Source organism: Pseudomonas sp. RL, from assembly GCF_000647775.1.
Lineage (GTDB): Bacteria > Pseudomonadota > Gammaproteobacteria > Pseudomonadales > Pseudomonadaceae > Serpens > Serpens flexibilis.
Map to the genome: position 1 here is coordinate 65,673 of NZ_JBOY01000010.1, position 13,424 is coordinate 79,096.

Genomic DNA, 13,424 nt, shown 5'->3' on the forward strand with positions numbered 1-13,424 from the left:
TCTACCGGAATCAACCGGTCAGCTCAAACCCGAGGTTGGCCTTCGGGCATTCCCAATGCAGGCGACCTCGCACTTCCGAGGTGCATAGCGGGGGCAGGTTGGCCACCGCCAGCAGCTCGTCGCCGCGCAGCAGCAGTGGCAAACGGTCGCGCACGAACGGCGGTAGCCCGCTCTCGTTGAGCAGCCGTTTCAGGTCACGCGTGCCGCGCGCCGCCAGCGTCATCCGCTCGCCGCCTTGCCGGTAGGCCAGCCGCAGCTCCCCCGAAGGCAGGCGGCCCTCCCAGCGCGCCAGGCCATTGCCCGGCAGGTCGATCTGCCCTCCCGCAAAGCCGGCGTTCAGATGAACGCTGTTCAGCCAGGGGCCCGACAGCCACCAGAGCCGGCCGGCGGCGCGACGCAGCTCGCCGCCCTGCAGACGCCAGACCGGCGCACGATCGTCGACGGCGTCGCGCAGGCAGGCCCAGCCCGCCCAATGCTCGCTGTCCGGCAGCCGCGTCAGCGGCGCCAGCCAGTGACGCAGCGCGTTGCGCTGACGTGCTTCGGACAGCATCTGCAGCGGTTCCAGGCGTAATGAAGGCAGGCTCAGCCAGAGCCAGGGCGACGGTTCGCGCGCCGCGACCAGGTCCTGGTCGGCCAGCTCGCCCAGCAGGGCATCCGCCTCGCGCAGGTGCGCGGCCGTGCGCGCCAGATTGCCCGCCACCTGAGGCCAGTAGCCCGCCAGCAGCGGCATGACCTGCTGGCGCAGAAAATTGCGGGCGAAGCGGGTATCGGTGTTCGAAGGGTCTTCCACCCACTGCAGACCGTGGTGTCTCGCCCAACTTTCAAGCTCGGCGCGCGACACCGCCAACAGCGGCCGGACCAGGCTCCCCGCCCCCAGCGGACGACTCACCGGCATGCCGCCCAGGCCACGCACGCCGGCGCCACGCAACAGGCGAAACAGCAGCGTCTCAGCCTGGTCGTCGTGATGCTGGGCGGTGAGCAGCACATCGCCGGGCCGCAGCGCCGAGGCGAACGCGGCATAACGCGCCTCGCGCGCCGCCTGTTCCAGGCTGGCGGCATTGCGATCCACCTCGACCCGGACAACCTGCAGTGCGATGCCCAGCCGCTCACACACCGCGCGGCAATGCGCCGGCCAGGGTTCGGCGGCGGCCTGCAGGCCATGGGCGACATGGATGGCGGAAAGCGGCGGCAGGGTTTCGCGCTCGCGCAGCTCGGCGAGCAGATGCAGGAGTACCGTTGAATCCAGCCCACCGGAAAAGGCCACGCGCCAGGCAGCCGCGTCGCGCCAGGGCGCGAGGGCATGGAGAAGTCGATCAGGAAGCGTCATGGCGGGAGGCTAGCGGGGCCAGGCCCCGGAAAGCAAGGAGCCGACTGACGTCGGCTCCGAGGTGCAGCAACGCGGACGGACCGATCAGGCCACGCCGTAGCTCATCAGGCGCTCGTAGCGACGCGCCAGCAGGGCGTCGGTTTCCAGGCCTTGCAGCATATCCAGCTGAGCATTCAGCTTGTCGCGCAGGCTGGCGGCCATGCTGCCCGGATCGCGGTGGGCGCCGCCCAGCGGCTCCTTGATGATCTCGTCGACGATGCCCAGCTCGCGCAGGCGCTCGGCAGTAATGCCCATGGCCTCGGCAGCTTCCGGGGCCTTCTCGGCAGTACGCCACAGGATAGAGGCGCAACCTTCCGGGGAGATCACCGAATAGGTGGAGTACTGCAGCATGTTCAGCTGGTCGCACACGCCGATGGCCAGTGCGCCGCCGGAACCACCTTCACCGATCACGGTGGCGATGATCGGCGTCTTCAGGCGCGCCATCACGCGCAGGTTCCAGGCGATGGCCTCGCTCTGGTTGCGCTCCTCGGCATCGATGCCCGGATAGGCGCCGGGGGTATCGATGAAGGTGAGGATCGGCATCTTGAAGCGCTCGGCCATTTCCATCAGGCGGCAGGCCTTGCGGTAGCCTTCCGGACGCGGCATGCCGAAGTTGCGGCGCACCTTCTCGCGCACGTCGCGGCCCTTCTGGTGGCCGATGATCATCACCGGGCGCTCGCCCAGGCGCGCCACACCGCCGACGATGGCGGCGTCATCGGAAAAGTGCCGGTCGCCATGCAGCTCTTCAAACTCGCTGAAGATGTGGCTGATGTAATCCAGGGTGTAGGGACGCTTGGGATGACGGGCCAGTTGGGCGATCTGCCAGCTGGTCAGGTTGCTGAAGATGCTGGCGGTCAGCGACAGGCTCTTCTCCTGCAGACGACCGATCTCTTCGCCGATGTTCAGCGAATTGTCGTTGCCCACCAGGCGCAGCTCCTCGATCTTGGCCTGCAGGTCGGCAATCGGCTGTTCGAAATCCAGAAAGTTCGGGTTCATAGTCATCCGTCTTGTTTCGCGGCCAGGGGCCGGGCGGCTGTTCCGGGAGGAGCCCACCTCGAAGATTCGGGGCTCCCGTGGTCGAGCTGGCGGTCATTCCCGCTAGCGGTAGTGCAGGAAGACGTTGTCGCGTCCGAACTGGTCACGCAACGCCTGAATCAGGTTGTCGGTCGGGTCCACCTGCCAGGCCTCCCCGAACTGCAACTGGGCGCGTGCCTCGCTACCGGTATAGTCCAGGGTCAGCGGACAGGCGCCCCGATGGCGCTTGAACAGATCAGCCATCCAGCGCAGGCGCTCGCCCTGCAGCATCTGATGATCGACCTTCAGGCGCAGGCTCTCGGCCAGCGCGGTGCGCGCGCTTTCCAGGCTCAGCACGCGCTTGGCGCGCAGGCGCAGGCCGCCGGAGAAATCGTCGTGGCTGACCTCGCCTTCCACCACCACCAGCGCGTCATTCTGCAGCAGCGCCTGGTTGCTGGCGAAGGCGTCGGCGAACAACGAAGCCTCGATGCGCCCAGAGCGGTCATCCAGGGTGATGAAGCCCATCTTGTCGCCCTTCTTGTTCTTCATCACCCGCAGGTTGACGATCAGCCCGGCGATGGTCTGCAGCTCGCGCGACGGCTTGAGATCGACGATGCGCTGGCGGGCGAAACGCCGCACTTCCTTCTCGTACTCGTCGATGGGGTGGCCGGTCAGATACAGGCCGAGGGTTTCCTTCTCGCCGCGCAGGCGTTCCTTGATCGACAGCTCGCGCACCTTGCGGTGGTTGGCGTACACGTCTGCCTCCGGCTCGGCGAACAGGCCGCCGAACAAGTCCATGTGGCCGCTCTGCTCGCTGCGCGCGGTCTGCTCGGCAGCCTGCACGGCTTCCTCCATGGCGGCCAGCAGCACGGCGCGGTTGAGGTCCACGCTGGCCTGGTAGGCCTTCGGCTCGTCTTGATAGTAGGGACCGAGGCGATCCAGCGCGCCGGAGCGGATCAGCGCCTCCAGGGTGCGCTTGTTGATGCGCTTGAGGTCGACGCGGCTGCAGAAGTCGAACAGGTCCTTGAACGGCCCTCCCTCGGCGCGGCACTCGACGATGGCCTCCACCGGCCCCTCGCCGACGCCCTTGATGGCGCCCAGGCCGTAGACGATGCGGCCATCCTCGTTGACGGTGAACTTGAACTCCGAGGTGTTCACGTCTGGCGCATCGAGGCGCAGCTTCATGCTGCGGCACTCTTCGATGAGGATCACCACCTTGTCGGTGTTGTGCATGTCCGCCGAGAGCACCGCCGCCATGAACGGCGCCGGGTAATGCGCCTTCAGCCAGGCGGTCTGGTAGGAAACCAGACCATAGGCGGCCGAGTGGGACTTGTTGAAACCGTAGCCGGCGAATTTTTCCACCAGGTCGAAGATGTTGCCCGCCAGCTCCGCATCGATGCCGTTGTTCGCGCAGCCCTCGATGAAGCCGCCGCGCTGCTTGGCCATTTCCTCGGGCTTCTTCTTGCCCATGGCGCGGCGCAGCATGTCGGCGCCGCCGAGGGTGTAGCCGGCCATCACCTGGGCGATCTGCATCACCTGTTCCTGGTACAGGATGATGCCGTAGGTGGGCTTGAGCACCGGCTCGAGACCCGCGTACTGGTAGTCGGGGTGCGGGTAGGAGAGCGGCGCGCGGCCGTGCTTGCGGTTGATGAAGTCGTCCACCATGCCCGACTGCAGCGGGCCGGGGCGGAACAGCGCCACCAGGGCGATCATGTCTTCCAGGCAGTCGGGCTTGAGCTTCTTGATCAGCTCCTTCATGCCGCGCGATTCCAACTGGAACACGGCCGTGGTCTCGGCCTTCTGCAGCATGTCGTAGGTTTTCTTGTCATCCAGCGGAATGCGGTCGATGTCGACCAGCTCGGTCTCGCCGCGACGGCGCTGCTCGCGGTGGATGGTCTCCAGCGCCCACTTGATGATGGTCAGGGTGCGCAGGCCTAGGAAGTCGAACTTCACCAGGCCGGCCTGCTCCACGTCGTCCTTGTCGAACTGGGTCACCAGGCCGTTGCCGTCCTCGTCGCACAGTACGGCGGAGAAATCGGTGAGCTTGGTCGGTGCGATTACCACGCCGCCGGCGTGCTTGCCGGTGCCGCGGGTGATGCCTTCCAGCTTGAGGGACATGTCCCAGATTTCCTGGGCTTCCTCGTCGTTCTTGAGGAACTCGCGCAGCGGCTCCTCCATCTCGAAGGCCTTCTCCAGGGTCATGCCCACTTCGAAGGGGATCATCTTCGACAGCTTGTCGGCCAGGCCGTAGGACTTGCCCTGGGCGCGCGCCACGTCGCGCACCACCGCCTTGGCGGCCATGGTGCCGAAGGTAACGATCTGGCTCACCGCGTTGCGGCCGTACTTGTCGGCCACGTACTCGATCACCCGGTCGCGGCCGTCCATGCAGAAGTCGACGTCGAAGTCGGGCATGGACACCCGCTCGGGGTTCAGGAAGCGTTCAAACAGCAGGTCGTAGGCCAGCGGATCGAGGTCAGTGATCTTCAGCACATAGGCGACCAGCGAGCCCGCACCCGAGCCCCGCCCCGGCCCCACCGGCACGCCGTTGTTCTTGGCCCACTGGATGAAGTCCATCACGATCAGGAAGTAGCCGGGAAAGCCCATCTGAATGATGGTGTTGAGCTCGAACTCCAGGCGGTCCACGTAACGCTGGCGCACTTCTTCGTAATTGGGCGTGGTTGCCTTCGGCCAGAGCACCGCCAGCCGCTCTTCCAGCCCCTCGTAGGAGGCATGGCGCAGGTAGTCGTCGATGTTCATGCCGTTGGGAGTCGGGAAGTCCGGCAGGAAGTGCTTGCCCAGCTTTACCTCGATGTTGCAGCGCCGGGCGATTTCCACCGTGTTCTCGATGGCGTCCGGCAGGTCGCTGAACAGCTCGGCCATTTCCTCGGGCGACTTCAGGTACTGCTGGTCGCTGTACAGGCGCGGGCGGCGCGGGTCGTCCAGGGAGCGGCCTTCGCCGATGCAAACGCGGGTTTCGTGGGCGGCGAAATCGTCCTGCTTGAGGAAGCGTACATCGTTGGTGGCCACGATCGGCGCGCCGCAGTGATCGGCCAGCGGCACGGCGGCGTGCAGGTATTCCTCGTCGTTGACCCGGTTGGTGCGCTGCAGCTCGACGTAGAAACGCTCCGGAAAGGCATCCATCCATTCACGCAGCAGACGCTCGGCCAGCGCCTCGTCGCCATTCAGCAGCGCTTGGCCAACCTCCCCTTCCTTGGCGCCAGACAGGGCGATCAGCCCTTCGGACGCTTCCTTGACCCAGTCGCGCTCGATCACCACCATGCCGTTGCGCTGGCCTTCGGTCCAGCCGCGGGAGACCAGCTCGGTGAGGTTCAGATAGCCCTTGGCGTTCATCACCAGCAGGGTCATGCGGCTCAGCGGGCCATCTTCTTCCGGGCTGGCCAGCCAGATATCCGCACCGCAGATCGGCTTGATGCCCGCGCCATTGGCCGCCTTGTAGAACTGCACCAGCGAATGCATGTTGTTGATTTCGGTGACCGCCACCGCCGGCATCCCGGCCGCCGCCACGGCCTTGACCAACGGCTTGACGCGCACCAGGCCATCGACCAGCGAGAACTCGGTGTGCAGACGCAGATGGACGAACGAAACGGGCATGGCTGACCTGGGCACGGCTGACGGTAAGGGGCGGGATTGTAACGGAAAGCGCGCAGGCGGGGCGGTGGGCAGCGCCACAAGTGCTAACCGGCAATCAGCTGCCGCGCCGCCTGGTTGTGCGCAGCGATCAGCGCGGCGACGTCCAGCCCATCGATCTGTCCGTCGATCACCCGCCAGCGGCCGCCGACCATGACCCGGTCGGCTCGCTCGGCGCCGCACAGCAGCAGCGCGGCCAGCGGGTCGTGACTGCCGGAAAAGCGCAGCTCGTCGAGCTTGAACAGCGCCAGGTCGGCCTGTTTACCCACCGCCAGCTCGCCGATGTCATTGCGCCCCAGCAGGCGCGCCGAGCCCCGGGTCGCCCAGCCAAGCACCTTCTCCGGCGTGATCGCCGCCGCGCCGTAGCGCAGACGCTGCAGGTACAGCGCCTGGCGCGCCTCGAGCATCAGGTTGGAGGTATCGTTGGCGGCCGAGCCATCGACGCCGAGGCCAATGATCGCCCCTTCGACCTCCAGCTGCAGGGTCCGGCAGATACCGCTGCCCAGGCGCATGTTGGCGCTCGGACAATGGCAGATACCGACGCCGGCGGCGCCGAGGCGGTCGATCTCCACCAGGCTGAAGTGGATGCCATGGGCCAGCCAGGTGCGCGACCCCAGCCAGCCGACGCTCTTCAGGTAGCCCACCGCATGCATGTTGTGGCGCCGCAGGCAGTACGCCGCATCGTCCGGCGTCTCGCCCAGGTGCGTGTGCAGCCGCACATCGCGCGCCTCGGCCAGCACGGCGGTGTCGCGCATCAGCTCACGGGTGACCGAGAACGGCGAACAGGGCGCCAGGGCGATCTGGATCTGCGCGCCGTCGCCGCGCTGGTGGTAGCGGTCGATCAGCCGCGCGCTGTCGGCGAGGATCACCTCGGCGTCCTGCTCCAGGCGCCGGTAGGGCCGCCCGCCGTCGGGCTTGGCCAGGTTCATCGAGCCCCGGCACAGGGTGGCGCGCATACCCAGCTCGCGCACCGCTTCCACCTCTATATCGATGGCTTGCTCCAGGCCGTCCGGGAACAGGTAATGCTGATCCACCGTGGTGGTGCAACCCGACAGCAACAGCTCGGCCAGCGCGACCCGGCTGGCCAGTGCCAGTTGCTCGGCCGTCAGCCCGGCCCACACCGGGTAGAGCGTCATCAGCCAGTCGAGCAGCGACACACTGGCCACCGGCCCCCAGGCGCGGGTCAGGGTCTGATAGAAGTGATGATGGGCATTGACCAGCCCCGGCAACACCACGTGCTCGCGGGCATCGAAGGTGCTGTCCACCGGCCGCGCCGGCGCCTGACCGGCGCCCAGCAGCTCGACGATCACCCCGCCTTCAATCACCAGCCCGCCCGGCGCGCGCTGCTCGTTGGCGGTGAACAGGGCGAGGGGGTTCTTGATCCAGAGGCGAGTGGCGGGCATGGCGGACGTTTCCAGTGTTGCGTGACGGGTCAAGGGGGTGTCCATCTGGGCAAAATCAGGTCCCGGAGGGGGCTAACCGAGCCGTCACCCGCGGTCTTCTGCTTTAAAGAATGGGGCGATAAATAAATGCCGTGTCTTTTCCCTCATTCCTGCACGAGTCAGCCTAGACGAAAAAATAATCTGCCCCCTTTCGCTCCACATCTACGACTTTAGGCTGATGCTCAATAAGCGAGAGCGCTCATTGGCTTACCCTCAAAAAAGCTCCCATTAGAGCAGAGCAGCCAGCGGAGCTTACTCCTACAAAACGAGGTCCATAAATGCTCATTTTCTTTGCCAGCCTTGCAATACTTTTACTCGGCTACAAGTTCTACAGCCCATTTGTTGAAAAACAAGCGGGCATAGACCCTACAGCCATAACCCCCCAACAGCGCCTGCATGACGGCGTCGACTACGTCCCCATCAGCCCCATGAGGGCATTTCTGATTCAGTTTTTGAACATTGCCGGTATCGGCCCTATTTTCGGCCCCATCCTGGGCGCCCTGTATGGCCCGATCGCGCTGGTCTGGATTGTCATCGGCAACGTTATTGGCGGTGCGGTGCATGACTATTTCTCCGGCGTTATGAGCCTCAAGGAAGATGGTAAAAGCCTGCCGGAGATTGCCGGAAACTATTACAACGTGATCTTCAAAGGCTTCATGCTGGTCTTCACTTGCATGCTGCTTTTCTTCGTTGGCGTGGTTTTCATCATGAGCCCGGCAGGCCTGCTGAGCAACCTGTCCTATTTCGAAGGCACTTTCCTGGCCGGAAATACATTTTGGGTATTGTTAATACTCGCCTATTATTTCTTCGCGACCTTGCTACCCATCGACAAAATCATCGCCAAACTGTATCCGCTGTTTGGCTTGCTGATGATCGTGATGACCAGCCTGGTTGCTCTAGCGCTGCTGCGTGAAGCGCCCCACCTGCCTCAGGTCACCGATCTGTTCGCCTACTTCGACGGCCACCATGAGCATGACTTCCTGACGCCCAACCCCAGCGGACTGCCCATTTGGCCGTTGCTGTTCCTGACCATAACCTGCGGGGCCATCAGTGGTTTCCACTCTACCCAGTCGCCGATGATCGCCCGCTGCCTCACCAATGAAAAATATGCTCGCCCGGTGTTCTACGGCGCGATGATGTGCGAAGGCATAGTCGCCTGCGTGTGGGCCACGGCAGGCATCGCCACCTTCCCCGGCGGCTATGTCGAACTCAAGGCTATGCTCGACCAAGGCGGGCCGGGCTTTGTGGTCAACCATATCGCTACCAGCTACCTGGGCATCTTTGGCGGAGTGATGGCGATCTTGGCAGTGGCCATCTTCCCGATCACCTCCGGCGACACCGCTTTCCGCTCGCTGCGCCTGACCATCACCGACGCCTTCAACATTCCCCAGTCCGCCATGCGCCGCCTGGCTTTGTCGGCGCCGCTGCTGGGCGTGGCGTATCTGATGACGTTCCTGGACTTCTCGCTGATCTGGCGATACTTCGCTTTCTCCAACATGCTGCTGTCCACCAGCGTGCTGTGGCTGGCAACCAAGTATTTGTTGGATCGGGGCAGCTTCCACTGGATTGTCAGCATCCCCGCCGTGATCGGCACCGCCGTGACCATTTCGTATATCGCAACGGCCGGGATTGGCTTTAACCTGCCAATCCACTATGCCAAACCGATTGGCATCCTGATCGCCGTAGCCTGCCTCATCGGCTTGGTCATTCAACACAATCGAAACAACGCCAATGCGTATGCGGAACCGGAAGCGTAACTAAACCCGCCACCTATTACGCAGCATTAGCCGGGCAGACGGGGCCACTCGAAAGAGTAGGCCCCGTTTTCGTTACCAAGAAGGATGACGCAAGCGTTTGACCGGGATCGAAGCCACCAGCAGATCGGCTGGGAAGCTCTAGAGAATTTCCAGTGCTTTGCGCACCGGCGCAAAGCTGCGTCGGTGGATAGGCGTGGCGCCAAGGCGCTGCAGCGCTTCGAGGTGGACGGGCGTGGGGTAGCCCTTGTGGCCGGCCAGGCCGTAGCCGGGGTAGATCAGGTCCAGCGCCTGCATTTCCCGATCGCGGCTGACCTTGGCGAGGATGGAGGCGGCGGCGATGGCGGGCACCTCGGCGTCGCCGCCGATCACCGGGGCGCTGGGCACGGCGAGTTTCGGGCAGCGGTTGCCGTCGATCAGGGCGAGTTTCGGGGTGACGCTCAACCCCTCCACAGCGCGCTGCATGGCGAGCATGGTGGCATGCAGGATGTTGAGGCGGTCGATTTCGTCCACTTCGGCGCGGGCGATGCACCAGGCCAGGGCCTTTTCCTGGATCTCGTCGAACAGCGCCTCGCGGCGCGCTTCGGTGAGTTTCTTGGAGTCGTTGAGGCCCTGGATCGGGCGGGCCGGATCGAGGATCACCGCGGCGGTGACCACCGGGCCGCACAGCGGGCCGCGGCCGACTTCGTCGACCCCGGCGACCAGCTCTTCGACCAGTTCGAAATCCAGACCCAGTTGCATGCTCAGCGCTGCCCTACCAGTTCCAGCACCGCGTCGGCGGCACGCGCCGAGGCGTCGCGGCGCAGCGTGCGGTGGATCTGGTCGAAACCGTCGGTCTGCGCGTGGCCATCGACGATCAGCGGTGCCAGCGTCTGCGCCAGGGCGTCCGGGGTGGCCGCATCCTGGATCAGTTCGGGCACCAGCAGGCGCTGGGCCAGCAGGTTGGGCAACGACACGTAGGGGCTCTTCACCAGCCGCTTGAGAATGCGGTAGGTCAGCGGCGCCACCTTGTAGGCGACCACCATGGGCCGCTTGTACAGCAGCGCTTCCAGGGTGGCGGTGCCCGAGGCGATCAGCACCGCATCACAGGCGGCGAGCGCTTGGTGCGACTGGCCGTCGAGCAGGGTCAGCGCCAGGTTGCGGCCGGCCAGCATCTGTTCGAGCTGGGCGCGGCGTTCGGCGTTGGCGCAGGGTAATACGAAGTGCAGCTCCGGACGCAGGGCGCGCAGGCGCTCGGCGGCATCCAGGAACAGACTGCCCAGCTTGGCCACTTCGCCGCCCCGACTACCCGGCAGCAGGGCCACCACGGCGCCCTCCTCTGCCAGACCCAGCTCGCGGCGCGCCTGGGCGCGGTCGGCCTGCAGCGGGATATCGTCGGCCAGCGGGTGGCCGACGAAGCACACCGGCACCTGGTGCTCGGTGTAGAACTGTGCCTCGAACGGGAACAGGGTCAGCATCAGATCGCAGGCATCGCGGATCTTGAACACGCGCTTCTGCCGCCAAGCCCACACCGAGGGGCTGACATAGTGAACGGTCTTGATGCCGGCCTGACGCAACTTGAACTCGACACCGAGGTTGAAATCCGGGGCGTCGATGCCGATGAACACGTCGGGCTTGGCGGCGGTCAGGTCGGCGATCAGCTGCTTGCGGCGGCGCAGCAGCTCGGGCAGTCGGCCGAGCACCTCGACCAGGCCCATGACCGCCAGGCGCTCCATGGGGAACATGGAGACCAGGCCCTCGGCCTCCATGCGCGGACCGCCTACGCCGATGAACTCCACCTCCGGATGGCGTGCCTTGAGGGCACGCATCAAGCCCGAGCCGAGGATGTCGCCGGACGCTTCGCCGGCGACCAGTGCGACGCGCAAGGAAGCCGCCATGGCGTCAGCGGGTGATGCCGCGCGTGGAGGCGCGGATGGAGTCACGGAACAGAGCCACTTCGGGGAACTGGCTGGCCGTGCCTTCGAGCTCGGCCAAGGCCTGCTCGATGGTCAGACCCTGGCGGTAGACGATCTTGTAGGCGCGGCGCAGGGCCTGGATCGCCTCGGCGGAGAAACCGCGCCGGCGCATGCCCTCGAAGTTCATGCTGCGCGCCTCGGCCGGGTTGCCGAATACGGTGACGAAGGCCGGCACGTCCTTGCCGATGGCCGTGCCCATGCCGGAGAAGCTGTGGGCGCCGATACGCACGTGCTGGTGCACCAGGGTGTAGCCGGAGAGGATCGCCCAGTCGTCCATCACCACGTGACCCGCCAGCGCGGTATTGTTCACCAGGATGCAGTGGTTGCCGATCACGCAGTCATGCCCCACATGGGCGTAGGCCATGATCAGGTTGTGGCTGCCGATGGTGGTTTCCGAACGGTCCTGCACGGTGCCCCGGTGCAGGGTCACGCCTTCACGGATGACATTGTGGTCACCGATCACCAGGCGAGTGGCTTCACCCTTGTACTTGAGGTCGGGAGTGTCTTCGCCGATGGAAGAGAACTGGAAGATCTGGTTGTTGCGACCGATGCGGGTGGGACCCTTGACGATCACATGCGGGCCGATGACGGTACCTTCACCGATCTCCACATCCGGGCCGATGATCGACCAGGGGCCGACGCTGACGTTTTCGGCCAGACGGGCACTCGGGTCGATGATCGCGCGCGGGTCAATCGAACTCATAGTTTGCGTTCCGCACAAATGATTTCCGCCGAGCAGACCGGCTTGTCGTCCACGCTCGCCTCGCAGGCGAACTTCCAGATGCCACGCTTGGCGCTAAGGAAGCGCGCCTGCAGGGTCAGCTTGTCGCCGGGCACGACCGGCTGACGGAAGCGCAGGTTGTCGGAACCGACGAAGTAGTAGAGGGTGCCGTCCGCCGGCGTGGCATCCAGCATGCGGAAACCCAGGAGGCCGGCGGCCTGGGCCATGGCTTCGATGATCAGCACGCCCGGCATGATCGGGTGCTGCGGGAAATGCCCGTTGAAGAACGGCTCGTTGATCGTGACGTTCTTGTAGGCGCGAATGGTCTTGCCTTCCAGATCAATGGCCTCGACCCGGTCCACCAGCAGGAACGGGTAGCGGTGCGGCAGCAGTTCACGTATTTCGTTGATGTCCATCATGTTCAGGAAGCCTTGATACTCAGGAAGAATGCGGTTGAAACCTTCAGGCTTCAGATGAGGCATCCCCGTCCGGGGTCACGGCCGCCAGACGTTTTTCAAGTTGTTGCAGACGGCGGGCCATCTCGTCGAGCTGACGGATGCGCGCCGCGCTCTTGCGCCACTCGGCCGCCGGTTGCATGGCCGTACCGGAGGAATAGGAGCCCGGTTCGGTGATCGAACGGGTCACCATGGTCATACCGGTGACGAACACGTTGTCGCAGACTTCGATGTGCCCGACCATGCCGACGCCGCCGGCGATCATGCAATGACGGCCGATCTTGGTGCTGCCGGAAATGCCCACGCAGCCCGCCATGGCGGTGTGGTCGCCGATCTGCACGTTGTGCGCGATCATGATCTGGTTGTCGAGTTTGACGCCGTTACCGATCAGGGTATCGGCCAGCGCTCCGCGATCTACAGTGGTATTCGCGCCGATTTCCACATCGTCGCCGATGGTCACGCCGCCGATCTGGGCGATCTTCTGCCAGACACCCTTCTGGTTGGCGAAGCCGAAGCCTTCGCCGCCAATCACCGCGCCAGACTGAATCACCACGCGCTTGCCGATGGTGACGTCGTGGTAAAGGGTGACCCGCGGTGCCAGCCAGCCACCCTCGCCCACCACGGAGCGGGCGCCGATCACGCAGTGCGCGCCGATGGTCACATGGGCGCCGATCCTGGCGCCGCTTTCGATGACGGCACAGGGCCCGATGCTGGCGCTAGGATCGATTTCGGCGTCATCGGCCACCACGGCGGAGGGATGAATGCCCGCGCCGGCGACCGGCTTGCGATCGAACAGGTGCGAGAGCCCCGCGTAGGCCAGATAGGGATCCGGTACCACCAGCGCGTCGCCTGCATACCCCTCGGCGTCTGCAGCCTTGAGCAGCACGGCGCCGGCCCGGGTCTGGTCCAGGTACTTGCGGTACTGGGGATTGGCCAGGAAGGTCAGTTGCCCGGGGCCGGCGTCCTGCAGGGTGGCCAGTCCGGAGATCTGCTTGTCGGCGGCGCCACGCAGGGTGGCGCCCAGTCGCTCGGCCAGCTCGCCGAGAGTGAATGCTAGAGACTTCATACT

Annotated in this window: 10 protein-coding genes; 1 reads left to right on the forward strand and 9 read right to left on the reverse strand. The window is 65.1% G+C overall.

Translation table 11 applies throughout. The features are described 5' to 3' along the window. Nucleotides 1–10: 10 nt before the first annotated feature. The 4 genes from tilS to AS93_RS0102990 form a co-directional block, all read right to left on the reverse strand. Nucleotides 11–1,327, reverse strand: a complete 1,317-nt coding sequence (gene tilS, locus AS93_RS0102975; protein WP_027589204.1) for a tRNA lysidine(34) synthetase TilS — start codon at nucleotides 1,325–1,327, stop codon at nucleotides 11–13. An 84-nt stretch (nucleotides 1,328–1,411) separates the two neighbouring features. Beyond that, nucleotides 1,412–2,362 carry an acetyl-CoA carboxylase carboxyltransferase subunit alpha gene (locus AS93_RS0102980; RefSeq protein WP_027589205.1) on the reverse strand — a complete coding sequence of 317 codons (951 nt, stop codon included), beginning with the start codon at nucleotides 2,360–2,362 and terminating at the stop codon, nucleotides 1,412–1,414. A 102-nt stretch (nucleotides 2,363–2,464) separates the two neighbouring features. Next, nucleotides 2,465–5,992 carry a DNA polymerase III subunit alpha gene (gene dnaE / locus AS93_RS0102985; RefSeq protein ID WP_027589206.1) on the reverse strand — a complete coding sequence of 1,176 codons (3,528 nt, stop codon included), beginning with the start codon at nucleotides 5,990–5,992 and terminating at the stop codon, nucleotides 2,465–2,467. Nucleotides 5,993–6,075: 83 nt separating this feature from the next. Continuing rightward, nucleotides 6,076–7,431 (reverse strand): 8-oxoguanine deaminase, encoded by a 1,356-nt coding sequence (locus AS93_RS0102990; RefSeq protein ID WP_027589207.1) that lies wholly within the window; start codon nucleotides 7,429–7,431, stop codon nucleotides 6,076–6,078. Between the two features lie 317 nt (nucleotides 7,432–7,748). On the opposite strand from AS93_RS0102990, the gene AS93_RS0102995 reads away from it, so the two are divergent. Then, the gene (locus AS93_RS0102995; protein WP_027589208.1) at nucleotides 7,749–9,227 is read left to right on the forward strand and encodes a carbon starvation CstA family protein; all 1,479 of its coding nucleotides are present in this window, start codon (nucleotides 7,749–7,751) and stop codon (nucleotides 9,225–9,227) included. A 138-nt stretch (nucleotides 9,228–9,365) separates the two neighbouring features. On the opposite strand, the gene rnhB is transcribed toward AS93_RS0102995, so the two are convergent. From rnhB to lpxD, 5 genes are read right to left on the reverse strand one after another with little or no spacing between them, the layout of a single operon-like run. After that, nucleotides 9,366–9,965 carry a ribonuclease HII gene (gene rnhB / locus AS93_RS0103000; protein WP_027589209.1) on the reverse strand — a complete coding sequence of 200 codons (600 nt, stop codon included), beginning with the start codon at nucleotides 9,963–9,965 and terminating at the stop codon, nucleotides 9,366–9,368. A gap of 2 nt (nucleotides 9,966–9,967) precedes the next feature. Continuing rightward, nucleotides 9,968–11,101, reverse strand: a complete 1,134-nt coding sequence (gene lpxB / locus AS93_RS0103005; RefSeq protein ID WP_027589210.1) for a lipid-A-disaccharide synthase — start codon at nucleotides 11,099–11,101, stop codon at nucleotides 9,968–9,970. 4 nt (nucleotides 11,102–11,105) lie between these two features. Then, entirely contained in the window at nucleotides 11,106–11,882 is a 777-nt protein-coding gene (gene lpxA, locus AS93_RS0103010; RefSeq protein ID WP_027589211.1) for an acyl-ACP--UDP-N-acetylglucosamine O-acyltransferase, read from the reverse strand. Further along, the gene (gene fabZ, locus AS93_RS0103015) at nucleotides 11,879–12,319 is read right to left on the reverse strand and encodes a 3-hydroxyacyl-ACP dehydratase FabZ (RefSeq protein ID WP_027589212.1); all 441 of its coding nucleotides are present in this window, start codon (nucleotides 12,317–12,319) and stop codon (nucleotides 11,879–11,881) included. Before fabZ ends, lpxA begins: the two co-directional genes overlap by 4 nt. 43 nt (nucleotides 12,320–12,362) lie before the next feature. Next, the gene (lpxD, locus tag AS93_RS0103020; RefSeq protein ID WP_027589213.1) at nucleotides 12,363–13,421 is read right to left on the reverse strand and encodes a UDP-3-O-(3-hydroxymyristoyl)glucosamine N-acyltransferase; all 1,059 of its coding nucleotides are present in this window, start codon (nucleotides 13,419–13,421) and stop codon (nucleotides 12,363–12,365) included. Nucleotides 13,422–13,424 lie beyond the last annotated feature (3 nt).

Excerpts from the sequence above, each read along its gene's own strand:
- tilS (WP_027589204.1), bottom strand. The coding sequence starts at position 1,327 with ATGACGCTTCCTGATCGACTTCTCCATGCCCTCGCGCCCTGGCGCGAC.
- AS93_RS0102980 (WP_027589205.1), bottom strand. The coding sequence starts at position 2,362 with ATGAACCCGAACTTTCTGGATTTCGAACAGCCGATTGCCGACCTGCAG.
- dnaE (WP_027589206.1), bottom strand. The coding sequence starts at position 5,992 with ATGCCCGTTTCGTTCGTCCATCTGCGTCTGCACACCGAGTTCTCGCTG.
- AS93_RS0102990 (WP_027589207.1), bottom strand. The coding sequence starts at position 7,431 with ATGCCCGCCACTCGCCTCTGGATCAAGAACCCCCTCGCCCTGTTCACC.
- AS93_RS0102995 (WP_027589208.1), top strand. The coding sequence starts at position 7,749 with ATGCTCATTTTCTTTGCCAGCCTTGCAATACTTTTACTCGGCTACAAG.
- rnhB (WP_027589209.1), bottom strand. The coding sequence starts at position 9,965 with ATGCAACTGGGTCTGGATTTCGAACTGGTCGAAGAGCTGGTCGCCGGG.
- lpxB (WP_027589210.1), bottom strand. The coding sequence starts at position 11,101 with ATGGCGGCTTCCTTGCGCGTCGCACTGGTCGCCGGCGAAGCGTCCGGC.
- lpxA (WP_027589211.1), bottom strand. The coding sequence starts at position 11,882 with ATGAGTTCGATTGACCCGCGCGCGATCATCGACCCGAGTGCCCGTCTG.
- fabZ (WP_027589212.1), bottom strand. The coding sequence starts at position 12,319 with ATGATGGACATCAACGAAATACGTGAACTGCTGCCGCACCGCTACCCG.
- lpxD (WP_027589213.1), bottom strand. The coding sequence starts at position 13,421 with ATGAAGTCTCTAGCATTCACTCTCGGCGAGCTGGCCGAGCGACTGGGC.